This is a genomic window from Rhodococcus sp. 5G237, assembly GCF_053764735.1.
The window spans coordinates 386,232-407,501 of the sequence record NZ_JBSNCD010000001.1; the positions used below are offsets into that span (position 1 = coordinate 386,232).

General features: G+C 68.8%; 18 protein-coding genes. 8 read left to right on the forward strand and 10 right to left on the reverse strand.

All coding sequences use genetic code 11. The annotated features are described in order from the left end of the window. Positions 1–67: 67 nt before the first annotated feature. The 3 genes from ACWPOC_RS01840 (at position 68) to ACWPOC_RS01850 (ending at position 2,275) form a co-directional block, all read left to right on the forward strand. Entirely contained in the window at positions 68–895 is an 828-nt protein-coding gene (locus tag ACWPOC_RS01840) for an alpha/beta hydrolase (RefSeq protein ID WP_120280914.1), read from the forward strand. 64 nt (positions 896–959) lie between these two features. Further along, on the forward strand, positions 960–1,556 hold the full coding sequence (locus tag ACWPOC_RS01845; protein WP_455407905.1) for a CsbD family protein: 597 nt from the start codon (positions 960–962) through the stop codon (positions 1,554–1,556). Between the two features lie 59 nt (positions 1,557–1,615). Then, positions 1,616–2,275 carry a hypothetical protein gene (locus tag ACWPOC_RS01850; RefSeq protein ID WP_060652439.1) on the forward strand — a complete coding sequence of 220 codons (660 nt, stop codon included), beginning with the start codon at positions 1,616–1,618 and terminating at the stop codon, positions 2,273–2,275. A 68-nt stretch (positions 2,276–2,343) separates the two neighbouring features. On the opposite strand, the gene leuS is transcribed toward ACWPOC_RS01850, so the two are convergent. Continuing rightward, the gene (gene leuS, locus ACWPOC_RS01855; RefSeq protein ID WP_455407906.1) at positions 2,344–5,211 is read right to left on the reverse strand and encodes a leucine--tRNA ligase; all 2,868 of its coding nucleotides are present in this window, start codon (positions 5,209–5,211) and stop codon (positions 2,344–2,346) included. A gap of 96 nt (positions 5,212–5,307) precedes the next feature. Between leuS and ACWPOC_RS01860 the strand changes: the two genes are divergently transcribed. Then, positions 5,308–5,712 carry an SdpI family protein gene (locus tag ACWPOC_RS01860; protein ID WP_016691037.1) on the forward strand — a complete coding sequence of 135 codons (405 nt, stop codon included), beginning with the start codon at positions 5,308–5,310 and terminating at the stop codon, positions 5,710–5,712. A 21-nt stretch (positions 5,713–5,733) separates the two neighbouring features. Here the strand turns inward: ACWPOC_RS01860 and ACWPOC_RS01865 are convergent, their stop codons facing one another. Continuing rightward, a complete protein-coding gene (locus tag ACWPOC_RS01865) occupies positions 5,734–6,387 on the reverse strand; it encodes a hemerythrin domain-containing protein (RefSeq protein WP_120280919.1) in 654 nt (217 codons plus the stop codon). Between the two features lie 101 nt (positions 6,388–6,488). Here ACWPOC_RS01865 and ACWPOC_RS01870 point away from each other — a divergent pair, with 101 nt between their 5' ends. Next, a complete protein-coding gene (locus ACWPOC_RS01870; protein ID WP_455407907.1) occupies positions 6,489–7,748 on the forward strand; it encodes a response regulator transcription factor in 1,260 nt (419 codons plus the stop codon). A gap of 4 nt (positions 7,749–7,752) precedes the next feature. Continuing rightward, positions 7,753–8,706, forward strand: a complete 954-nt coding sequence (locus ACWPOC_RS01875; RefSeq protein ID WP_455407908.1) for a DUF1648 domain-containing protein — start codon at positions 7,753–7,755, stop codon at positions 8,704–8,706. Between the two features lie 25 nt (positions 8,707–8,731). Here the strand turns inward: ACWPOC_RS01875 and ACWPOC_RS01880 are convergent, their stop codons facing one another. Both ACWPOC_RS01880 and ACWPOC_RS01885 read right to left on the reverse strand, forming a co-directional pair. Then, a complete protein-coding gene (locus ACWPOC_RS01880; protein ID WP_194293793.1) occupies positions 8,732–9,349 on the reverse strand; it encodes a YqgE/AlgH family protein in 618 nt (205 codons plus the stop codon). Between the two features lie 13 nt (positions 9,350–9,362). Then, on the reverse strand, positions 9,363–10,031 hold the full coding sequence (locus tag ACWPOC_RS01885) for a TetR/AcrR family transcriptional regulator (RefSeq protein ID WP_455408009.1): 669 nt from the start codon (positions 10,029–10,031) through the stop codon (positions 9,363–9,365). Positions 10,032–10,196: 165 nt separating this feature from the next. Between ACWPOC_RS01885 and ACWPOC_RS01890 the strand changes: the two genes are divergently transcribed. Together ACWPOC_RS01890 and ACWPOC_RS01895 are read left to right on the forward strand one after the other, a co-directional pair. Beyond that, a complete protein-coding gene (locus ACWPOC_RS01890) occupies positions 10,197–11,144 on the forward strand; it encodes an NAD-dependent epimerase/dehydratase family protein (protein ID WP_455407909.1) in 948 nt (315 codons plus the stop codon). A 4-nt stretch (positions 11,145–11,148) separates the two neighbouring features. Next, a complete protein-coding gene (locus ACWPOC_RS01895; RefSeq protein WP_455407910.1) occupies positions 11,149–12,447 on the forward strand; it encodes an MFS transporter in 1,299 nt (432 codons plus the stop codon). Between the two features lie 46 nt (positions 12,448–12,493). Here ACWPOC_RS01895 and ACWPOC_RS01900 read toward each other — a convergent pair whose 3' ends face one another. From ACWPOC_RS01900 to ACWPOC_RS01925, 6 genes are all read right to left on the reverse strand, one after another. Next, positions 12,494–13,555, reverse strand: a complete 1,062-nt coding sequence (locus ACWPOC_RS01900; protein ID WP_455407911.1) for a sulfate/molybdate ABC transporter ATP-binding protein — start codon at positions 13,553–13,555, stop codon at positions 12,494–12,496. Further along, entirely contained in the window at positions 13,552–14,337 is a 786-nt protein-coding gene (locus ACWPOC_RS01905; RefSeq protein WP_268654910.1) for an ABC transporter permease, read from the reverse strand. Before ACWPOC_RS01905 ends, ACWPOC_RS01900 begins: the two co-directional genes overlap by 4 nt. After that, positions 14,334–15,089 carry a molybdate ABC transporter substrate-binding protein gene (gene modA, locus ACWPOC_RS01910; RefSeq protein WP_455407912.1) on the reverse strand — a complete coding sequence of 252 codons (756 nt, stop codon included), beginning with the start codon at positions 15,087–15,089 and terminating at the stop codon, positions 14,334–14,336. The genes ACWPOC_RS01905 and modA overlap by 4 nt, the downstream gene beginning before the upstream one ends. Continuing rightward, positions 15,086–15,490 carry a TOBE domain-containing protein gene (locus tag ACWPOC_RS01915; protein ID WP_455407913.1) on the reverse strand — a complete coding sequence of 135 codons (405 nt, stop codon included), beginning with the start codon at positions 15,488–15,490 and terminating at the stop codon, positions 15,086–15,088. The genes modA and ACWPOC_RS01915 overlap by 4 nt, the downstream gene beginning before the upstream one ends. A 64-nt stretch (positions 15,491–15,554) precedes the next feature. After that, positions 15,555–19,616, reverse strand: coding sequence for a molybdopterin-dependent oxidoreductase (locus tag ACWPOC_RS01920; protein ID WP_455407914.1), 4,062 nt, complete (start codon positions 19,614–19,616; stop codon positions 15,555–15,557). A 141-nt stretch (positions 19,617–19,757) separates the two neighbouring features. Continuing rightward, the gene (locus tag ACWPOC_RS01925) at positions 19,758–21,212 is read right to left on the reverse strand and encodes a CCA tRNA nucleotidyltransferase (RefSeq protein ID WP_120280930.1); all 1,455 of its coding nucleotides are present in this window, start codon (positions 21,210–21,212) and stop codon (positions 19,758–19,760) included. Positions 21,213–21,270: the final 58 nt, after the last annotated feature.

A 21,270-nucleotide genomic window follows, 5' to 3' on the forward strand; every position in this document is an offset into this window, starting at 1 on the left:
TCCCACTCGGAAGGCCCCGCGCCGGAGGACGATGACATCGCCATCACCCGGAACGATCGGAGACCCGATGATCGACGCTGTCGCCTTCACCCTCGACGGATACGCCGGCGCCCTCGCGGCCCGCACGTGGGTCGGTGAGAACCCGCGCTACGTGGTGCTGTTGTGCCACGGCTACGGCGAGCACTGCGGACGCTACGAGTACGTGGCCGCGCGCCTCGTGGCCGACGGCGCCGCCGTCTACGCGGTCGACCACATCGGTCACGGTCTCAGCGACGGCGAGCGCGTCCTCATCGACGACTTCGAGAAGGTGGTCGACGACTTCCGTCTGCTCGATCTCACGGCGCGCCGCGAGCATCCCGACCTGCCGGTCGTGCTCGTCGGACACTCGATGGGCGGCATGATCGCCGCCCGGTACGCGCAGCGATACGGCTCGGAACTGGCCGCGGTGGTTCTGTCCGGCCCGGTCCTCGGCAGGTGGGCGGCCGTCGACGCCCTGCTCACGGCCGAGGAGATCCCCGATACCCCCATCGATCCGTCCACCCTCTCCCGCGATCCCGAGGTGGGTCGCGCCTATGTGGCCGACCCGCTCGTCTGGCACGGCCCGTTCAAGCGCACCACCGTGCAGGCACTGAAGACCTGCATCGACACGATCACCGCCGCCGGTGCCATCGACGACGTGCCCGTGCTGTGGTTGCACGGCGAGGAGGATCGACTGGTTCCCCTCGACGGCACCGCCACCGGATGGTCGTCGCTGGCAAGTCGCGGGTCGTCGTCGAAGACCTATCCCGAGGCACGGCACGAGATCTTCAACGAGACGAACCGGGACGAGGTCCTGGGCGATGTCGTCGACTTCGTCGGCGCGCACATCCACCCTCTCGAGACTCTCGAGGATTGAAGCCGACCGCGTCTGGCTACCCCAAGCCATGGGGCCGTCCCCTTCGTGTCCCGTACGGAAGGAGATGACCGTGGTCGAAGACAGCCCATCCGACAGGGCTCGCCCTGGTCCGGCCGACAAGGCACGCCTCGGGTTGAAGCAGACCGTGTTCGGCAAGGCGAAGGAGGTCGCCGGCGCTCTGACCGGCAACGACTCCCTCACCACCGAAGGCCGTCTCGAGCAGGAGCAGGCCCGGCAGGCCAGGAAGGCCGACACCCTCTCGCACATGGCCGAGGCCGAGAGCGACGAGGCGGTTGAGCAGCTCGACGCCGTCCGCGAGGCCGGACAGCAGGAACGCGAGGCCGTGCAGCAGCGGACCGACGCCGTCGAGTCGCAGGCCGAGCGGGAGGCACGGGTCCGCAAACAGGCCGCCGAGCTCGAACATGAGGAGAACATCGTCCGAGGGCGATCCGACGCCGCCCGCGAGGCCACGGCCGCGGAGCAGCAGGCACGCCGTGAGGAGAACGAGCAGGTCACGGATGCCGCCGCAGAGGTTGCGGCCGCCGACGAGGACCACCGACGCGCCTCCCACGACGCCGAACGTGCACGCCTCCAGGCCGAGGAGGAACGCCGCAAGGCCGAAGCCCTCGAACGCACGCTGACCGACGAGCCGGATCGCTGACGAACACCACCGACATTCCCTACCGGAGCTGTACCCCCATCGAAGTTGGAGATGCGCCCATGAACCTCGCCACTCTGCCCAAGAGCGTTCTGCGACTGCAGTACAAGATCGCCCGCTTCCCGCTGGGATTGATCGAGCAGCAGTTGCGGTTCCTGCCCACCGACGCCCCGCCGCGCCTGATGTACGAGCGGGGACTGGGCATGCTGGACGGCATCGTCGGCAGCGTGCTCGACGACCAGGAGATCGCCACGCGCGGGGCGCTCGCCACCGAACGTGCCGACGCGGTGAAGCGCGCGGAGAAGCTCGACGCCCAGGCCGCGGCCGAGAAGCGCGCGGCGGACGCCGAACTCCGCCGGACGCGTGAGCGCGCCGAGGCCGAGCAGGAAGCCGCACGGCGCGACCGTGAGAAGGAGGTCCAGCAGGCCCGCGAGCGTGCGCAGGAACGCGCGAAGCAGGCGGAGAAGGAAGCCGAGCAGAAGAAGGCCGCCGAGACCGCGAAGGCCGATCAGGAGGCCGCCGCGAAGCGCCGTGCCGCCGAGACGGCGAAGAAGAAGGACGAGGAGCGCATCCGCAAGGCCGAGGAGGAGGCCGCCGAGCCCGCCAAGGTCTCCCTCAAGGATGCCGTCGCCAAGCAGCTCGAGGCGAAGGAGGCGGAGGAGCGCGCGCACGATGCGGGCGAGGTCGCCGAGTTCGAGAAGATCGAACACAAGCACCCCTGATCCCGGTTGTAGTCGACGAGACCCCGGTGCATCCTGTGCACCGGGGTCTCGTCCGTCGTAAGCGGTTGCTACTTCACGACATTGACCATCTTGCCGGGAACCACGATCACCTTGCGCGGTGCGGCACCGCCGAGCAGGTCGGCGATCTTCTCGTCCGCGAGCGCAGCGGCCTCGATCGCGTCGGGCGCGGCGTCGGCCGGGACGGTGATGCGGCTGCGCACCTTGCCGTTGACCTGGATCGGGTACTCGACACTGTCCTCGACGAGCCACTTCTCGTCGGCGACCGGGAACGGGCCGTGCGCAAGCGATTCGGTGTGTCCGAGACGCGACCACATCTCCTCGGCGAGGTGCGGGGCGACCGGGCCGAGCATGAGCACGAGCGGTTCGACGGCGCTGCGCGGCGCACCCGACGGGTACTGCTTCGTCAGGTGGTTCGTGTACTCGATGAGCTTGGCGATCGCCGTGTTGTCGCGCAGGTGGGTGAAGTCGTCGGACACACCCGCGACCGTCTTGTTGAGCGCCCGCAGCGTGTCGTCGCCGGGGATGTCGTCGGTGACGCGCAGCGCGCCGCTCTCCTCCTCGACGACCAGACGCCACACGCGCTGCAGGAAGCGGTGCGCGCCGACGACGTCCTTGGTCGCCCACGGACGCGACTGGTCGAGCGGACCCATCGACATCTCGTAGACGCGCAGGGTGTCGGCGCCGTACTCGTCGAAGATCTGGTCGGGGCTGACGGAGTTCTTGAGCGACTTGCCCATCTTCCCGTACTCGCGAGCGACCTCCTGCTCACCGTCCGGGCCGGTCCAGTAGAACGTGCCGTCGCGCTCGACGACCTCCTCGGCCGGCACGTACACACCGCGCGAGTCGGTGTAGGCGTAGGCCTGGATGTAGCCCTGGTTGAACAGGCGACGGTACGGCTCCGAGGAGGTGACGTAGCCGAGGTCGAAGAGCACCTTGTGCCAGAACCGCGCGTACAGCAGGTGCAGCACCGCATGCTCGACACCGCCGACGTAGAGATCGACGCCACCCGGGTCGTTCGGGCCGTGCAGTTCCGGCCGCGGGCCGGTCCAGTACGCCTCGTTCTCCTTGTCGCAGAAGGCTTCCGAATTGGTGGGGTCGATGTAGCGCAGCTGGTACCACGAGCTGCCGGCCCACTGCGGCATCACGTTGGTGTCGCGCGTGTAGCGCTTCAGGCCGTCGCCGAGATCGAGCTCGACGTTCATCCAGTCGACCGCCTTCGCGAGCGGCGGGGACGGTTCGGAATCGGCATCGTCCGGATCGAAGGAGACCGGCGCATAGTCCTCCACCTCCGGAAGTTCCACGGGCAGAGCGGATTCGGGCAGCGCATGGGCGCGTCCCTGCTCGTCGTAGACGATCGGGAAGGGCTCGCCCCAGTACCGCTGCCGCGCGAACAGCCAGTCGCGCAGCTTGTACTGGATGGTGCCGCGTCCGGCGCCGTCCTCTTCGAGTTTCGCGACGATCGTCTTCTTCGCCTCGGCGACGTCGAGACCGTCGAGCAGGCCGGAGTTCACCAGCACGCCGTCGCCGGTGTACGCCTCGGCGGTGACGTCGCCGCCGGAGATGACCTCGCGGACGGGCAGGCCGAAGGCGGTCGCGAACTCCCAGTCGCGCTGGTCGTGGCCGGGAACGGCCATGATCGCGCCGGTACCATAGCCGGTGAGGACGTAGTCGGCGATGAAGATCGGCAGTCGCTCACCATTGACCGGGTTCACGGCGTAGGCGCCGAGGAACACACCGGTCTTCTCCTTCGACTCCTGCCGCTCGAGATCGGACTTCGCGGCGATCGACGCGCGGTAGGCCGCGACCGCGGAAGCCGGATCGGCGGCGCCGCCGGTCCAGCGCTCGTCGACACCCTCGGGCCAGGACGCACCGACGATCCGGTCGACGAGTTCGTGCTCGGGAGCGAGGGTCACGTAGCTGGCACCGAACAGGGTGTCGGGCCGGGTCGTGAACACCTCGATCGCCGAATCGTGGTCGGCGACGGCGAACTTCACCTGAGCGCCGTGCGAGCGCCCGATCCAGTTGCGCTGCATGGACTTGACCTTGTCGGTCCAGTCCAGGTGCTCGAGATCGTCGATCAGGCGGTCGGAGTAGGCGGTGATCCGCATCATCCACTGGCGCAGGTTCTTCCGGAAGACCGGGAAGTTGCCGCGCTCGGAGCGGCCGTCGGCCGTGACCTCCTCGTTAGCGAGCACCGTGCCCAGACCCGGGCACCAGTTGACGAGCGAATCCGACCGGTAGACCAGGCGGTACGAGTCGATGACGTCGGCGCGCTCACCCTCCGACAGCGACGCCCAGTCGCGTCCGTCCTCGAGACGACGCGTGCCGTCGGCGAATTCGGCCTCGAGTTCGGAGATGCGACGCGCCCGGCCGGCCTCGCGGTCGTACCAGGCGTTGTAGATCGTCAGGAAGATCCACTGCGTCCAGCGGTAGAAGTCGACGTCGGTCGTCGCGACCGAGCGACGCTCGTCGTGCCCGAGACCGAGTCGGGAGAGCTGCCGCTTCATGTTCCCGATGTTGGCCTCGGTGGTCGTGCGCGGGTGCGTGCCCGTCTGCACGGCGTACTGCTCGGCCGGCAGGCCGAAGGCGTCGTAACCGAGGGTGTGCAGCACGTTGCGGCCCTGCATGCGGTTGAAGCGCGCGTACACGTCGGTGGCGATGTACCCGAGCGGGTGCCCCACGTGCAGGCCCGAGCCCGAGGGGTACGGGAACATGTCCTGCACGAACAGCTTGTCGGAGGGCACCTCGCCCGCGAGATCGCCCACCGGATTGGGAGCGTGGAAGGTGCCGCGCTCGCGCCAGAGCTCCTGCCAGCGCTGCTCGATCCGCCCCGCGAGCTCGGCGGTGTACCGATGCTGCGGAGTGCTGCCGGGTTCGTGCTGGGAGGTCTGTTCGGGACGGGTCACGGTGATCACTATCTACTCGGCCGGGCGTGTGAGTGCTCCCACCAGGGTAGAACGTGCCCGCACCCGAGCAGACCGGTGGCACCACCGGCCGCGTATCCTGGTCGGGTGCTCATCGTCGCTGTCCTGCTCTTCGTGCTCGCTCTCGTCGTCGGCGCGGTGGGTGTCGCGGCACTGACCGGCAAGCTCCCGCGCAACCGCTGGGCCGGTGTGCGCACCCCCGACGCACTGCGTGACGACGAGGCGTTCGCCCTCGCCAACAAGGTCGCCGCACCCAGCATGCTCGGGTCCGCGGTGCTCCTCGCCCTCGGTGGAGTCGCGTCGCTGACGCTGCCCACCGTCGCCGGGATCATCGCGGTCGTCGTCACCGTGGTGGCCGCCCTGATCACCGCCGGAGCCGGCGGATCCGTCGCAGCGCGCGTCGCTGCGGCGACCAAGCCGGAGGAGACGGCCGGCTGCGGTACCTCGTGCGGCGCGTGCAGCCTGCGCGGGGCATGCGAGCCGACCGCCTGACGGTCCTCCCACCGGCAGTCCTCACGCCCAGCGGCGCTCCCGTGCGTAGCGCGGTGTCCACCAGAACCGGTTGAGCACCCGCACCGGTACCGGGAGACTCTTCAGCACTGTGGCCACGCTGTCCTTCGGTGCTCCCTCGAAGAGATAGGGCAGCATTTCGGAGACCTCGCGTTTGTCCAGTTGCCCGAACGCCCGCATCGAGATGTCGTGCCATTCCTCCTTGGTGATGGATTGTTCGATCAAGGGGAAAGCGTCCCGCTCCTCGTGCGCGAGATGAGCACCCAACGACGTCACGAGACCGTCGAGGAGGCCGCCGAGCCGCTCGGTCGCCGTCTCCCGGTCGTCGAGCACGGCCTCGATCTCAGCCAACGCCGGATCGATCACGGCGTGTTCGGCCTCCATCGCATCGAGCACCTCCATCGCCCCCGCATCGTGTGCGAGGCGTGGCCGCATGAACGGCCAGACGTAGGCGTCCTCGATGGAGTGGTGCGTGTGCAGTTCGGTGCTGAACCCGTGCCAGCCGAGGAGCAGCGCATCGTGCGTGCCGGGGTCGGCGGTCCGCCACTTCTGCGCAAAGTCGGCGAGACGTTCGGTGTCCCGGCGTAGAGCGGAGTGGATCAGATGCACGACCTCCAGATCCTCGGCGGACAACGGCGTGGCGTGAGTGGTGGTCATGGCGGGTACCTCGACTTCCGTTTGAATGTCCCCGTGCCCATGGAGCCTCGTCGTCGCGCGAAGTGTTCTCAATCCCACATTCGAGGGGGATACTGCGAAATATGCGCTCTGCGCAGCGATTGAGGGCAGGCATCCACGACGCAGTATCCGCGGCTGCGGACGGCACGCAGTTCCGCGAGAACGTGATGGACGTGCTCGGCGCCTTCGTTCCGTACGACGGTGGTTGCCTGGCGCCCGTCGACCCTGCCGTCGTGGTCCCCACCGGCTTCACCACCCGTGGTCTCGACGACCCGATCGAGGTCCTCCGGTTGTCGATCGAGATCGAGTACGGCCCGGACCCCGATCCGGACAGTCTCTATGTGCTCCTCCATCGCCCATCCGGGATACGCCGCGTCGGGGAACCGGACGGTGACGGGACAGGACAGGGAAACCGCCGCTATCTCGAACTCGTGTCGCAACTGGGCATGGGACACGAGCTGCAGTTGGTCTTCCGGGACGGCGGTCGTCGGTGCTGGGGTGTCGGAGAGCTGATGCGCGAACCGGGACGTGGCTTCACCGACGCCGAACTCGCGATGCTCGACGACGTGCTCGGCGACATCGCGAACGGCTTCCGCACCACGCTCATCCGGGACGCATCGGCGCAGGCACTGATGCGGGACGCATCGGCACAGGCACTGATGCGGGACGCATCGGCACAGGCACTGATGCGGGACGCATCGGCACAGGCACTGATGCGGGACGCATCGGCGCGGGTGCGACACTCGGAGGTCGCGGATGGGTGTCCGGGTCCGGCCGTGGTCGTGATCGGGGCGGACGACGACTTCGATTCCGTGACCGCCGCCGCGGCGGTCTGGTTCGAGCGGCTCGGCTGGGGCAGTCCCGTCCGGGGCCGGCCCGGGCCGGCACACGTGGTCGCCCGCCAGGTCCGCAGGACACGCCCCACCCCCGCGACGGTGCGCCTGCGCACCCTCGACGGCGAATGGGTGGTGCTGCGCGCCGCGATCTTGGACGGGACCGGTCGCGTCGTCATGACCTTCGAGCGCGCACGTCTACCCGAGATCGTCACCCTGGTGACCGCCGCCTACGGCCTCACGCCACGCGAATCGGAAGTGCTCGTCGAAGTGCTCGCCGGACGGTCCCGTAACGAGATCGCAAGCCGATTGTTCATCAGCCCGTACACGGTGCAGGACCACCTGAAGAACATCTTCACCAAGACCGGTGTGAACAGTCGGCGCAGCCTCGTCTCGCGACTCGCGTGTACCGAGTACATGCCCCGGTTCGGTGGCGACCTGCGACCCGACGGATGGTTCGACGAGAGCGGAACGAGGACGGCACCGGTGGAGGCCCGCACCCTAGGCTGACCCCATGACGACGCGTCAGGTCGACCCCGTGGGTGCGCTGCTCGGACTGGTCGTTCCGTTGCTGTGTGCCGTGGCCGTACTCGTGCTCACCCGCTCGTGGATCCCACGATTGCCCGGGGAGATCGCCACGCACTGGTCGGGCACGACACCCGACGCGTTCGGATCACCTATGACCTCGGCGTGGACCGCCGCCCTGCTGATCGTGCTCGTCGGGGGCGGATGCTGCGCGATCGCCGCGCTCGCGCAGGCGCAACTGCTCATGCGTCGCTACATGCTCGCGATCGGTCTCGGGGTCACCGGCACGATCACCGCGCTGTTCCTGGCCGGTCTCGCGGGGCAGCTCGACACGACCGACGCCACGCAGGCCGCGTTGGAGGGTTGGCCGGCGGTGCTCGGCATGTGGGCGGGTATCGCGGTGGGCTGGTTCGGGGGACGGCTCCTGCGCGACGGCCGGGAACGGAAGGCAGCGACAGTTGCTCCGGATCCGGCGCTGCCGCGCGGTCGCGCCGAGCTGCCCATCGTCGAGCAGGTGGGCACCGGTGCGGGCACGACGGCGGGACTGTCGCTGCTCGTCCTGATCCCCGCGCTCGTCGTGTGCGGTGCGACGCAGAGCTGGTGGCCGTTGGGTTTGATCGCGCCCGTCGCTCTGCTCGTGCTGGGTCTGCTGCGCTACACCGTGGTGGTCGACGCGGACGGGATCCGGGTGTCGAATCTGGCCACCGACGCGCTCGGATACGACCTCGACGAGATCGTCGGCGCGAAGGTCACCGAGACCCGCCCGTTCCAGGACTGGGGTGGCTGGGGGCTGCGGGCCAAGGGTGGCAAGCGGTACGGCCTGGTCACGCGCACCGGACCTGCCGTCGTGGTGACCACGGCCTCGGGACACGAATTCACCGTGACCGCAACGAGGGCCGAGGAGATGGCCGGCGCGCTCAACACTCTCGCCGACGCCCGCTGACCGGTCCCGGTCGCCCGAGGGGGGCTCAGTTGCGTTCGACCTCGATGGGGTGGGTCGCGAGCAACGCCATCGGCAGTGGTTGCCGGCGCAGCACCCTCGCCCACACGTCGAGGTGCGCGGGGGCGAGCACATCGGTGGGCAGGGCCGAAACCACCATCCAGTCGTCATTGCGTAGTTCGCCGTCGAGCTGACCTGCGCTCCACCCCGCGTATCCCGCGAAGATCCGCACACCCTCGACGTAGTGGGCGATGTGCCCGGGATCGGCATCGAGGTCGATCATCACCACTCGGCCGTCGACGTGGCGGATGCCGGGGACGTCGGTGATGTCGGCCCCCACCCGCAGCGTGCCGAGGCACAGTGCCGAACTGCGGTGGACGGGACCGCCGACGAACAGGGTCTTCGGTTCGGCGGCGAGCCACGACCATTGCGGCAGCATCGCGTCGACGGAGGTGTCGCTGATGCGATTCAGGACGACACCGAAGCTGCCCGCATCGGTGTGCTCGATGATGTAGACGACGGTGCGGCGGAAGGTCGGCTCGGTGAGATCGGTGGCGGAGACGAGCAGGCTGCCGGCCCGCACCCTGGGTGTCGAGGGTGCGGTGCGGTCCTCGGGTTCGTCCTGATGCTGCGCCACATCAGCCATTCTGTCACCGCCGTCACCGGCGCGTGGGGTGGAACCCGACGGTCTGTGCCAACAAGGCGAGATGATGTTCGAACAGGACCTCGCGGTCCGGAAAAGTGTCGGGGCCGTACTGTCCGAAGACCTCGAAGCTCACGGACCCGAACAACGACGGCCACACCCAGAGACCGCGTGCCAGTACGGAATCCGGGGCGGTGAGGGAGAACTCGTCCCGGATCCGGCCCAGCGGTTCCCCCAGGCTCTCCGGAGGTGAGGCAGCGGCCGTGTCGTCCAATACACCCGCGGCGTAGGCCTCGTCCACGATCCGGGCCAGTCGCAGGACCACGCGGATACCGGGTGCGGTGGTGCGCTCGGCGGGGGCGGCGTAGCCGGGGACCGGGCTGCCGTACAGCAGCCCGTAGCGGGCCGGTTCGGCCAGCGCCCACGAGCGCACGGCACGGCCGAGGGTGAGGAACCGTTCGCGGTGGTCGGAGGGGTCGGCCGCGTCGACGGCACGGTCGACTTTGTCGCCGAGTTCGTCGTAGGCGTCGACGACGAGCAGGGTGAGCAGCTCGTCGCGGCTCGAAACGTAGCGGTAGACGGCGGAGGAGACGACGCCCAGATCGCGGGCGACGGCACGCAGCGACAGCGCCGCCGCTCCGTGGGTGCCGAGATGCTCGCGGCCGATCCGGAGGATGTCGGCCATCGTCTGTGCGCGTGCGCGCGCCCGTGGTGTCGTCACCGGGCCATTCTGCCGTCGAACAGAGAGCACCGTCAACAAACGAGAGCACCGCTCTTGACAATCCCGGCTGCGCGGAGGATCGTCGAAGCCATCAGAGAGCAGTGCTCACTCTTTCCGAATCGAGGAATCATGTCGCATCTCCAGGTGGTCGCAGGAGCCGGACCCGTCGGCTGGACCGTCGCCGAACAACTTGCCGCACAAGGACATCGCGTGCGTGTCCTGACCCGATCGGGCAGCGGACCGGAAGGTGCGGGCATCGAACGCCTGCGTGTCGACGTCACGGATCCCGAGGCCGTGGCCGCAGCACTCGTCGACGAAGACGGACTAGTTGCCGACGCGGTGTACATGTGCGTCCACGGGTCGGCCTACCGCGCCGACGTATGGGCACGCGAACTCCCGATCGCCGAGCGGGTCGTTCTCGACGCCGCCGCGAACCTGTCGGAGAAGACGGTCGTCGTCTTCCCCGAGAGCCTCTACTCGTACAGCGAACCCGACCGGGTCATGACCGAGAACTCGCCCCGCGAGGCCGACACCGGCAAGCGCGGCATCCGGCGGCAGCTCCTCGCCGCCCGCGCCGCCCACCGTGCCCCGACGGTGAGCGTCGTGGCATCGGACTTCTTCGGTCCACGGGCACTGAACGCGATGGCCGGCGAACGCATGGTGCCCACCGTGCTCGCCGGCAACAAGGTGCGGGTACTCGGCTCGGCCGACCTCCCGCATTCGTTCACCTACGTTCCCGACCTGGCGGCGGCGATGATCGCGTCGGCGGGGGAGCCGGCCGTGTGGAACACCGTGATCCACGCACCCACCGGACCGGCCGTGACACAGCGTGAGATCGCCACCGCCTTCACGCGGGCGGCCGGCCTGCCCGCGCCCGCGGTGGGGACGATCCCGTCCTGGCTGGTGCGGGCCGGCGGCCACGTGAACCGGGACATGAAGGAACTCGCCGAGATGCTCTACCAGTTCGATGCCCCGTTCGTCATGGACTCGACCCGCACCGAACAGGTACTCGGCCTGTCGCCTACCCCGCTCGACGAGGCGGCCGCCCGCACGGTCGAATGGTGGCGGAGCCGATAGTGTCGTGCTTGTGCGAGACTCCGGGCAGCAGTCCAGGCAGCGGGCGTGGCGATCGACCGCGACCGCCCTGCGGAACTCGCCGGGTCTCGTACGACTGACGGGGGTGCGGTTCGCGAGCCAGTTCGGCGACGGACTGTTCCAGGCCGCACTCGGCGGGGCGATCCTGTTCAACCCCGAACGTCACACCGACCCGGTGACGATCGCGGCAGGCTTCGCGGTGCTGCTGTTGCCGTACTCGGTGATCGGTCCGTTCGCCGGCGCCCTGCTCGACCGGTGGGACCGGCGCCTCGTCCTCGTCTGGGCCAACGTGCTCCGCGGAGTGTTCATCGCGGCAGCCGCGGCCGTGTTGCTCCTCGGGGGACCGCAGACCCCGCTCATGCTGCTCGCGCTCGCCGCCGTCGGCGTGAGCAGATTCGTCCTGGCAGGCGTCTCGGCCTCGCTCCCACACGTGGTGGCCCAGTCGTGGCTCGTCCCGGTCAATTCCGTTCTGGCGACGGTCGGTTCGGGTGTCTCGGCGGTCGGGGCCGCCACGGCGGTCGCGACCATCGGATTCGTGGGCGCGGGCGACACCGGTTCCGGGACGGCCGTCCTTCTCGGCGTGAGCGGCTCGCTCGTCGGCGCGTTCGCCGCAGCGGGATTCGCCGCGAATGCGCTCGGCCCCGAGGGAATACGTCCCCGGACCGTGATCCGCACCGTTCTGGCGGGTCTGCGGACCGGTACGGGAGCCGTCCTCGAAGCGCCGGGCGTGACGATCGCGATGCTCGGAATCGGCGCGCACCGCATCGTGTTCGGCATCGACACGCTCATCATGGTGCTCGTCCTGCGTGCCGAGGAGAATGGCTCCGACCTGCTCGCGGGATTCTCCGGCTTCGGTGTCGCGGTCGCCTGCACCGCCGCCGGCATGCTCCTCGCAGCGGTGCTCGCACCGATCCTGATCCCGCGGCTGGGCCGGCCGCGCACCGTCACCGTCGGGTTGATCGCCGCCGCGATCGTGCAGTTCGCGTTCGTCACCACCGTGTCGGCCGGACCGTTGCTCGTCGCGGCCTTCCTGCTCGGCCTCGCCGGTCAGACCATCAAACTCACCGGCGACGCCGCGATGCAGATCGATATCGACGACGCGCGCCGAGGTCAGGTCTTCGCACTGCAGGACACCGTCTTCAACATCGCCTTCCTCGGCGCGATCGTCGTGGCGGCCTTCGTCATCGACTCGGACGGACGCACGCCCGAACTGGCCGTCGCCGGTGGGGTCGTCTACCTGGTCGGTCTCGTCGCCGTGCTCGCCCTGCGGCGCACACGGTACTGATCACGCACCCACAGCAGTAACGATCACGCGCTCAGCGCGGTAGCGATCACGCACTCAGCGCGGCCGGATGGATCCCCACCTCCGTGGCCTTGACGACGAACCACACGGAGTCGCCCGGATGGACGTCGAGGTCGGCGAGTGCCGCCGTCGTGATCTCCGCGGCGATACCCGTATCCGACCGCACGAGCACCGTCGACCCCTGCGCCTCGAGTTCCGCGATCCGCACCCGCAGGGCGTTGCGCGGGCTCCCGTGCGGGGCCTCGGTGTAGACGGCGACCGCCGACGGCGCGAAGACGGCGACGGCGGCCCTGCCCGGGACGCAGTCGTCGTGGACCCGGCCGTGGACGAGACCGCCCGCGGATTCCAGCGCCTCCTGCCGCACGGTTCCGGTGACGAGATTGGTCCCCGCGATGCGGGCTGCGAAGGCGCTGCGCGGTCGCGTCAGCACCCGGCGTACCGGCCCGTCCTCGACGATCCGACCGGCCTCGATCACGATCACCCGATCGGCGAGCGCGAGCACGTCCAGCGGGTCGTGGGTGACGAGCAGGGCCGTGCGCCCGCTGTCGCGCAGGACGCGTCGCAGCAACGACCGCAGCACCGGTGTCGCGGTGACGTCGAGCGCGGCCATCGGCTCGTCGAGCAGCAGCAGGTGCGGTTCGGCCGCGAGGGCACGCGCGAGTGCGACCCGCTGCGCCTGTCCACCCGATAATTCGTGCGGACGACGATCGGCGAGTTCTGCGGCATCGACCTCCCGCAGCCACCTGTCGGCGCGCGCACGGGCCTCACGCCGGTCCGCACCCGCACTGCGTGGTGCGAACTCGACGTTGCCCGCGACCGTCAGGTGCGGGAAGAGCAGCGCCTGCTGGGCGAGCAGCACCACCGATCGATCGTGCGGAGCCACGGCGACGCCCGTCGCAGTGTCGGTGAGGACGCGACCGGCGAGTTCCACGCGACCCGCATCGGGGCGCAGCAGACCGGACACCACACCCAGCAGCGTCGACTTGCCGGCTCCGTTGGGGCCGAGCACCGCGACGATCTCACCCTGCGCGACCTCGAGATCGACGTCGACGTCGCGTGCGGCGACCCGGGCCCGCACCGTCAGGCTCACAGCGGCCGGTCCTTCCGCCGCGAGTACACGGCCACGACGATCACGACCGCCACCAGGATCAGCACGAGCGACAGCGCGACCGCCGCGTCGGGATCGGTTTCCCGCTGCAGGTAGATCTCGAGCGGTAGCGTGCGCGTCACGCCCTGCAGGCTGCCGGCGAAGGTGAGGGTCGCGCCGAATTCGCCCAGGGCACGGGCGAATGCGAGTACCGATCCGGAGACCAGGCCGGGCAGCACGAGGGGCAGGGTGATGCGCCGGAAGACCGTCGTGGGGCGCGCACCGAGTGTCGCCGCGACGTCCTCGTAGCGTGAACCCGCACTGCGCAGCGCGCCTTCGAGACTCGTGACGAGGAAGGGCAGCGCGACGAAGGTCTGCGCGAGCACGACCGCCGTGGTGGTGAAGGCGATGTGGATCCCGAGCGCGTCGAGGTGCTCTCCGATCAGTCCGCGACGGCCGAAAGTGTAGAGCAGGGCGATGCCGCCCACGACCGGGGGGAGCACGAGTGGCAGCAGGACGAACCCGCGGATCACCGATATCCACCGGAAGTTACTGCGTGCCAGCACCATTGCGAGCGGTACGCCGAGCAGGATGCACAGGATCGTGGCGGCCGCGGAGGTGCGCAGGCTCAGGACGAGCGCGTCGAGGGACGCCGGGGATGTCACGAGCGAGGGGAAGGTCGTCCAGTCGACGGTGAGCAGCATCGACACCAGGGGCACGACGACGAACAGCAACCCGAGTGCCGCGGGGGCGAACAACCACCGGGGCAGTCCCGTCGCGGTCATGGTGCACCGAATCCTGCGTCGGCCAGGACGGCACGACCGTCCGTGCCGGTGACGAAGCGCACGAAGGTATCGGCGCGATCGGCATCGTAGGAATTCGACAATGCTGCAACGGGATAGATGTTGACGATCTTCGCGGCTTCCGGGACGGGGACGACGGAGACCTTCGCACCGGCCCCCATCGCGTCCGTGACGTAGACCAGACCGGCGTCGGCCTGACCGGAGGTGACCTTGCCGAGCACGTCGGTCACCGACGACTCCTCGGACACCGGCGCAAGTTCGACACCGGTGGTCTCCTCGAGCCGCTCGGTGGCGGCCCCGCACGGCACCTGAGGGGCGCACACGACCACCGAGAGACCGTCGCCGGTGAGATCGTCGAACGAGGTGATGTCCTTCGGGTTCCCCGGTTCGGTGACGATCGTGAGCGTGTTGGTCGCGAACGGGATCGGCTCACCGGCAACGAGTCCGGCGCCGACAGCGGCGTCCATCGTCAGGGTGTCGGCGGAGGCGAAGACGTCGGCCGGTGCACCCTGCTCGAGTTGGGTCTCGAGATCGGACGAACCGGCGAACGAGAATTCCACCGACACTCCGGGGTTCGCCGCCTCGAATCGTTCGGCGATCTCGATGAACGGCGCCCGGAGCGAGGCCGCCGCATAGACGGTGAGGACATCCGAGTCGCCACCGCCGGTGCCGCACGACGTCAGTGCCGCAGCGGTGAGACCGGCAGCGAGCGCGGCGAGCACCCGGCGTCTCATTCGGTCGCTCCGGGTGTCTCGACGATGACGGTGGTCGCCTTGACGACGGCCACCCCGACGCTGCCCGGCTCGAGACCGAGTTCGTTCACGGCCTCGGTGCTCATGAGCGAGACGATGCGGTGGGGGCCGCACTGCATCTCCACCTGCGACATGACGGTGTCGGAGACGACGCGCGTGACCAGCCCGACGAAGCGGTTGCGGGCGGAACTGCCCACCCCGAGCGGATCGGGGCCGGCATCGGCCTGGGTACGGGCGAACTCCGCCAGCTCGCGACCGTCGACGGTCTTGCGTCCGGCGGAGTCCTTACCGGCGCGCAGCAGCCCCTGGTCGATCCAGCGACGGACCGTGTCGTCGCTGACCCCCAGCAACGACGCGGCGTCGCGGATCCGGAGCGAGGTCACGCTTGTCTCCGCAGATGCGTCATGAACGACACGTTATATCCGCATCTGCGGACCGACAAGCAGATCAGTAGACGTCGCGAACGTATCGCTTGTCGGCGGCCATCTGCTCGACGTACGCCGCGGCGGCGTCGCGGTCGAGCCGTCCGTGCGCCTGCACCACCTCGCGCAGGGCCGCATCGACGTCCTTCGCCATACGTCCGGCGTCGCCGCACACGTAGAAATGGGCACCGTTCTGCAGCCACTTCCATACCTGTGCGCCGTGCTCGCGCATCCGGTCCTGCACGTAGATCTTCTGCCGCTGGTCGCGCGAGAAGGCCAGTCCCAGTTCGGTGAGGAAACCGTCGGCGTGCATCGACTCGATCTCGTCGCGGTAGAGATAGTCGGTCTCGGATTGCTGGTCGCCGAAGAACAACCAGTTGCGGCCCGTGTGCCCGGCCTCGCGACGGTCGTGGAGGAAACCGCGGAACGGTGCGATGCCCGTACCGGGGCCGACCATGATCATGTCGGTCTCGGGTGCCGGTGGCCGGAAGTGCTCGTTGCGCTGCACGAAGATCGGGATGTCCACGCCCTTGCTGTGATCGGCGAGGAACGACGAGCACACACCCGCCCGGGAGCGACCCTCGAATTCGTAGCGCACCACCGACACCGTCAGCTGCACCTCGCGCGGGTTCGTCTTCGGGCTCGACGAGATCGAGTACAGGCGCGGACGCAGACGGCCGAGGAGGTCCTTCCATTCGTCCCAGGGCGCCTTGAACGGGTACTCGGCGATGACGTCCATCGCCTGCCGCCCGTACAGCCACTGCTGCAGCTCGATCTTGTTGCCCGGTCGCAGCAGCTTCGCGAGTTCGGCACTGCCGCTCTGCTTCTGCACGAACCGGAGCAGTTCCGGTGTCACCCGGGTGATGTCGAGGTGCCGGGTCGCGGCCTCGCGCAGCGGCACGGTGGGACGGTTGCCGAGTTCGACGGCGGTCTCCGGGTCGAGAGCGGTGACCTGCAACCATTCGTCGACGGCCTCCGGGCCGTTCGTCGGCATCACCCCGAGGGCGTCGCCGGCCTCGTAGTCGAATGCGGGATCGAAGATCTCGAATCCGAACTGGCGCACGTCCTTCGCCGAACCCGCACCGCTCAGTGCGATGTTGCGGGTGATCCGGGTGACGAGCGGCGAGTTGCGGGTGTAGGCGGGGGCCGCGGGAGCCGATGCGACCGATGCGACCGGGGCCATCGAGCCTCCCAGCAGCGGTACGAGCGCGTCGAGCCAGCTCTGTGCGCGCTCGTCCTCTCCGGGTTCGCAGTCGACCCGCTCGGTCAGGCGAGTCGCGCCGAGAGTGCTCAGACGGTCGTCGACACGGCGCCCGAAGCCGCAGAAATCGTCGTAACTCGAGTCACCGAAAGCCAGTACCGCGTAACGCGTTCCGTTCAGTTCGGGTGCGGTGTCCGATGCGAGCGACCGCCAGAACGACCCGCCGTTGTCGGGTGGGTCGCCGTCGCCGAAGGTGCTCGTGACGACCACGAGGTCGTTGATGTCGACCAGCGCGGCGACGTCGAGTTCGTTCAGCCCCGTCAGCCGCACGGCCCGACCGGCGTCGCGGAGCCGTTGTGCGCAACTCGCCGCGAAGGATTCGGCGTTGCCCGTCTGCGACGCCCAGGCCACCACGACGACCGGCCCGTCCGGCACCGCCTCGGTGGGCGTCGCGTCGGAAACCGGGGCCGAGTGCGCGTACATCCCGGCGAGCAGTCCGTCGACCCATGCCCGCTTGTCGGCCGGGAACGGCGCGGTCGGCGGAAGGGTCGGCGCGGCAGTGATGTCCGCCGTCCTGAGTCCGGCGAGAAGACCTGCGAGATAACCGCGTTCGGTGTCGTCGAAGGTGGGTGCGGGAATCGTCTCGAGTCCCAGCGCGGACTCGAGACGGTCGAGCACCGAACCGCTCTCGAGTACCGGTTCGACCGCACCCACGACCTTCTCCAGCGACACGGCACAGACCTTGAATTCGGGCTGTAGGGATGCCGGGTCGACGGCGTCGTTCGTCACGGCGTTGATGGCGAGATCGTCGCCGAAGAGGTCGTTCCAGTGGAAGGGCGCGAAGCAGTTCCCGGGCAGCACGCGGTCGGTGACGACGGCCGGCAGCACGGCCCGGCCGCGCCGCGATGCGATCTCGACCCGATCGCCGTCGACGATCGACAGTCGCTGTGCATCATCGGGATTGATCTCGACGAACGGTCCGGGATTCAGTTTGGTGAGTTTCTCGACCTTCCCCGTCTTGGTGAGGGTGTGCCACTGGTGCTGGACGCGTCCGGTGTTCAGGACGAAGGGGTGGTCGTCGTCCGGCATCTCCGCGGCGGGCATGTGCGGGCGAGGGAAGAAACGGGCGCGGCCGTCGGGGGTCGCGAACGCCAGCCGCGGACGGGAACCGTCCTCGCGCACCACCGGGGTCCGGCTCGTCCCGTCGTTGAGATAGCGGACGGGATGACGCGTCTCGGCCGACTCCGGCGGGCACGGCCACTGCACGGACCCTTCCCGCAGTCGGTCGTAGGTCATGCCGCGCAGGTCGTATCCGGTCTGCGGATTCGCGAACCCGGTGATCTCGTCGAAGATCTCCTCGGCACTCGAATAGTCGAAGGCGTCGCCGAAACCCATCTCCTGCGCGACCCGCGCGATGATCTCCCAGTCGGGCAGCGACTCGCCGACGGGTTCGACGGCCTGCTGCAGAAGATTGACGGTGCGGTCGGAACCGACGGTGACATACTCGGACTCGGCCCACAGGGCAGCAGGCAGGAGAACGTCTGCGTACGAAGCAGTTTCGGTCTCGCGATAGACGTCCTGCACGATCACCAGCTCGGCCTTCTCGAGTGCCTCGAGAACGGTGCTTCGATTCGCGATCGACGCGACGGGATTGGTGCAGATGATCCAGCACGCCTTGATCTCTCCGGCGGCCATGCGCTCGAACATGTCGACGGTGCCGGCGCCACCCTCGGTGCGCAGCGTGCCGCGCGGCAGCGACCAGCGATCCTCGACGAACGCGCGGTCGTCGTCGGAGAGGACGCTGCGCTGACCGGGCAGACCCGGTCCCATGTATCCCATCTCGCGGCCGCCCATCGCGTTGGGCTGGCCGGTGAGGGAGAACGGCCCGCTGCCGGTGCGGGAGATCGCCCCGGTCGCGAGGTGCAGATTGCAGATCGCGTTGGTGTTCCACGTGCCGTGGGTGCTCTGGTTCAAACCCATGGTCCAGCAGCTCATCCACTCGCCGGCCTCGCCGATCCACTGCGCCGCGGTGTGGATGTCGGCCTCGGCCAGTCCGGTGACCTCGGCGACGACGTGCGGTGGGTAGTCGGCGAGGAAGGATTCCATCGCGTCCCAGCCGTCGGTGTGCTCCTCGACGAAGGCGCGGTCGACGTGCCCGTTCTCGACGATCAGGTGCAGCAGTCCGTTGAGCAGCGCCAGGTCGGTGCCCGGTGCGATCTGCAGGAACAGGTCGGCCTTGTCGGCAGTGGCGCTGCGTCGCGGATCGACGACGATCAGTCGTGCTCCCGCCTTGACCCGATCCATCATGCGCAGGAACAGGATGGGATGGCAGTCGGCCATGTTGGAACCCGACACGAAGAAGACGTCGGCATGGTCGAAGTCCTCGTACGAGCCGGGCGGGCCGTCGGATCCGAGTGACTGCTTGTAGCCGGTCGCGGCGCCGGCCATGCACAGTCTCGAGTTCGACTCCATGTGCGAGGTGCGCAGATATCCCTTCGCGAGTTTCGTCGCGAGGTACTGGGCCTCGAGCGACATCTGTCCCGAGACGTAGAGGGCCACCGCGTCGGGGCCGTGGGCCGCGACGATGTCGCTCAGGCGCCGCGCGGTCTCGGCGATCGCATCGCCGAGGGGGAGCGGGGCCACCTCGGCCGCCCGCTCGGAACGCATCCACGCCGTCCCGAGCCGGCCCCCCGCCGCGAGCATCTCCGCGCTCGTCGCGCCCTTCGTGCACAACCGACCCCTGTTGGTCGGATGATCCTTGTCTCCGTATGCCCTCACCACGCGTCGGTCGCCCGTCTCCGGATCGACGACGACGTCGAGGAGCATCCCGCATCCCACACCGCAGTAGGAGCAGGTGGATTTCACCGTGGTGATCTCGTCCTGCATCCCGCAACTCCTAGACACCGTCTCGACTACGCCGGTGTCCATGCTGGAGAAGCGGTGTTGCGGTGGCGTCACCCGCGGTGAGCACGCGGTGACATCTGGCTCACGCCGCCGTCACGGCGATGTGAGATCGGACGTTCGGAGTCAGGCCTTCTGCTGCTGCGCCCACCATTCGAGCAGCGCGGCCTCGGCCTCGTCGCGCTCGAGCGGGCCACGGTCGAGCCGCAGTTCCTTGAGGAAGTTCCACGCCTTGCCGACCGACGGACCTGCGGGAATACCCAGCAGTTCCATGATCGCGTTGCCGTCGAGGTCGGGCCGGACCTTGGCGAGATCCTCCTCGGCGGCGATCCGCTCGATCCGTTCCTCGAGACCGTCGTAGGTGGCCTGCAGTGCGGCGGCACGACGCTTGTTGCGGGTCGTGCAGTCGGCGCGCACCAGCTTGTGGAGTTTCGGCAGCAGCGGCCCGGCGTCGTGCACGTAACGGCGCACGGCCGAATCCGTCCACTGTCCCTTGCCGTAGCCGTGGAAGCGCAGGTGCAGGAAGACCAGGCGGCTGACGTCCTCGATCATCTGCTTCGAGTACTTGAGCGCGCGCATGCGCTTGCGCACGAGCTTCGCCCCGACCACCTCGTGGTGATGGAAGCTGACGCCGCCCTGCGGCTCGTTGCGTTTGGTGTCGGGCTTGCCGATGTCGTGCAGCAGCGCGGCCCACCGCAGGACGAGATCGGGATCGCCGTCCTCGAGGTCGATGGCCTGCTTCAGGACGGTCAGCGAGTGCCAGTACACGTCCTTGTGCTGGTGGTGCTCGTCGATCTCGAGCTTCATCGCGGGGATCTCGGGGATCACCCGCTGCGCGAGACCGGTCTCGACCATCGTGTCGATGCCCTCGATCGGATAGTCGCCGAGGATCAGCTTGTCGAGCTCGGCCTGCACCCGCTCGGCGCTGATCCGCAGGATCTCGTCGGCCATCGAGACGATCGCGGTGTGCACGCGCTCGGTGAGGGCGAAGCCGAGCTGGGAGACGAACCGCGCCGCGCGCAGCATGCGCAGCGGATCGTCGTGGAAGGAGTCCTCGGGCTTGGCCGGGGTGTCGAGCACGCCGGCGAGCAGGGAGTCCATGCCGCCGAGCGGGTCGACGAACTCGCCCGCACCGTCCGGTCCGATCCGCACGGCCATCGCGTTGACGGTGAAGTCGCGGCGCACGAGATCGTCCTCGAGACTCGTGCCGTACTTCACGATGGGGTGACGCGTGACACGGTCGTAGGCGTCGCTGCGGAAGGTGGTGATCTCGAGTTGCTCGAGTCCCTTCACCGCACTGATCGTCCCGAAGTCGATTCCGGTGTCCCACTGGTGGTCGACGAATCCGCGCAGCAGTTCCTGCACGACCTCCGGACGCGCGTCGGTGGTGAAGTCGAGGTCGGTGCCGAGGCGACCTAGCACCGCGTCACGCACGCTGCCCCCGACGAGATACAGCTCGTGTCCGGCTTCGGCGAATCGCGCCCCCAGCGGGGCGAGGATGTCGGACAGATCGCGCAGAGTGGCCTCGGCTCCGGCGAGCAGCCGGGTGCGACGGTCGGTGTCCGCGGTGGGGGAGTTCACGTCTTTGCACCTTACCGAGCAGCACGTTCGTGTGGTTGAGCCGGGACCGACCTCGGTC

Excerpts from the sequence above, each read along its gene's own strand:
- ACWPOC_RS01920 (WP_455407914.1), bottom strand. The coding sequence starts at position 19,616 with ATGCAGGACGAGATCACCACGGTGAAATCCACCTGCTCCTACTGCGGT.
- ACWPOC_RS01865 (WP_120280919.1), bottom strand. The coding sequence starts at position 6,387 with ATGACCACCACTCACGCCACGCCGTTGTCCGCCGAGGATCTGGAGGTC.
- modA (WP_455407912.1), bottom strand. The coding sequence starts at position 15,089 with ATGAGACGCCGGGTGCTCGCCGCGCTCGCTGCCGGTCTCACCGCTGCG.
- ACWPOC_RS01890 (WP_455407909.1), top strand. The coding sequence starts at position 10,197 with ATGTCGCATCTCCAGGTGGTCGCAGGAGCCGGACCCGTCGGCTGGACC.
- ACWPOC_RS01875 (WP_455407908.1), top strand. The coding sequence starts at position 7,753 with ATGACGACGCGTCAGGTCGACCCCGTGGGTGCGCTGCTCGGACTGGTC.
- ACWPOC_RS01880 (WP_194293793.1), bottom strand. The coding sequence starts at position 9,349 with ATGGCTGATGTGGCGCAGCATCAGGACGAACCCGAGGACCGCACCGCA.
- ACWPOC_RS01885 (WP_455408009.1), bottom strand. The coding sequence starts at position 10,031 with ATGGCCGACATCCTCCGGATCGGCCGCGAGCATCTCGGCACCCACGGA.
- ACWPOC_RS01870 (WP_455407907.1), top strand. The coding sequence starts at position 6,489 with ATGCGCTCTGCGCAGCGATTGAGGGCAGGCATCCACGACGCAGTATCC.
- ACWPOC_RS01840 (WP_120280914.1), top strand. The coding sequence starts at position 68 with ATGATCGACGCTGTCGCCTTCACCCTCGACGGATACGCCGGCGCCCTC.
- ACWPOC_RS01845 (WP_455407905.1), top strand. The coding sequence starts at position 960 with ATGACCGTGGTCGAAGACAGCCCATCCGACAGGGCTCGCCCTGGTCCG.
- ACWPOC_RS01850 (WP_060652439.1), top strand. The coding sequence starts at position 1,616 with ATGAACCTCGCCACTCTGCCCAAGAGCGTTCTGCGACTGCAGTACAAG.
- ACWPOC_RS01905 (WP_268654910.1), bottom strand. The coding sequence starts at position 14,337 with ATGACCGCGACGGGACTGCCCCGGTGGTTGTTCGCCCCCGCGGCACTC.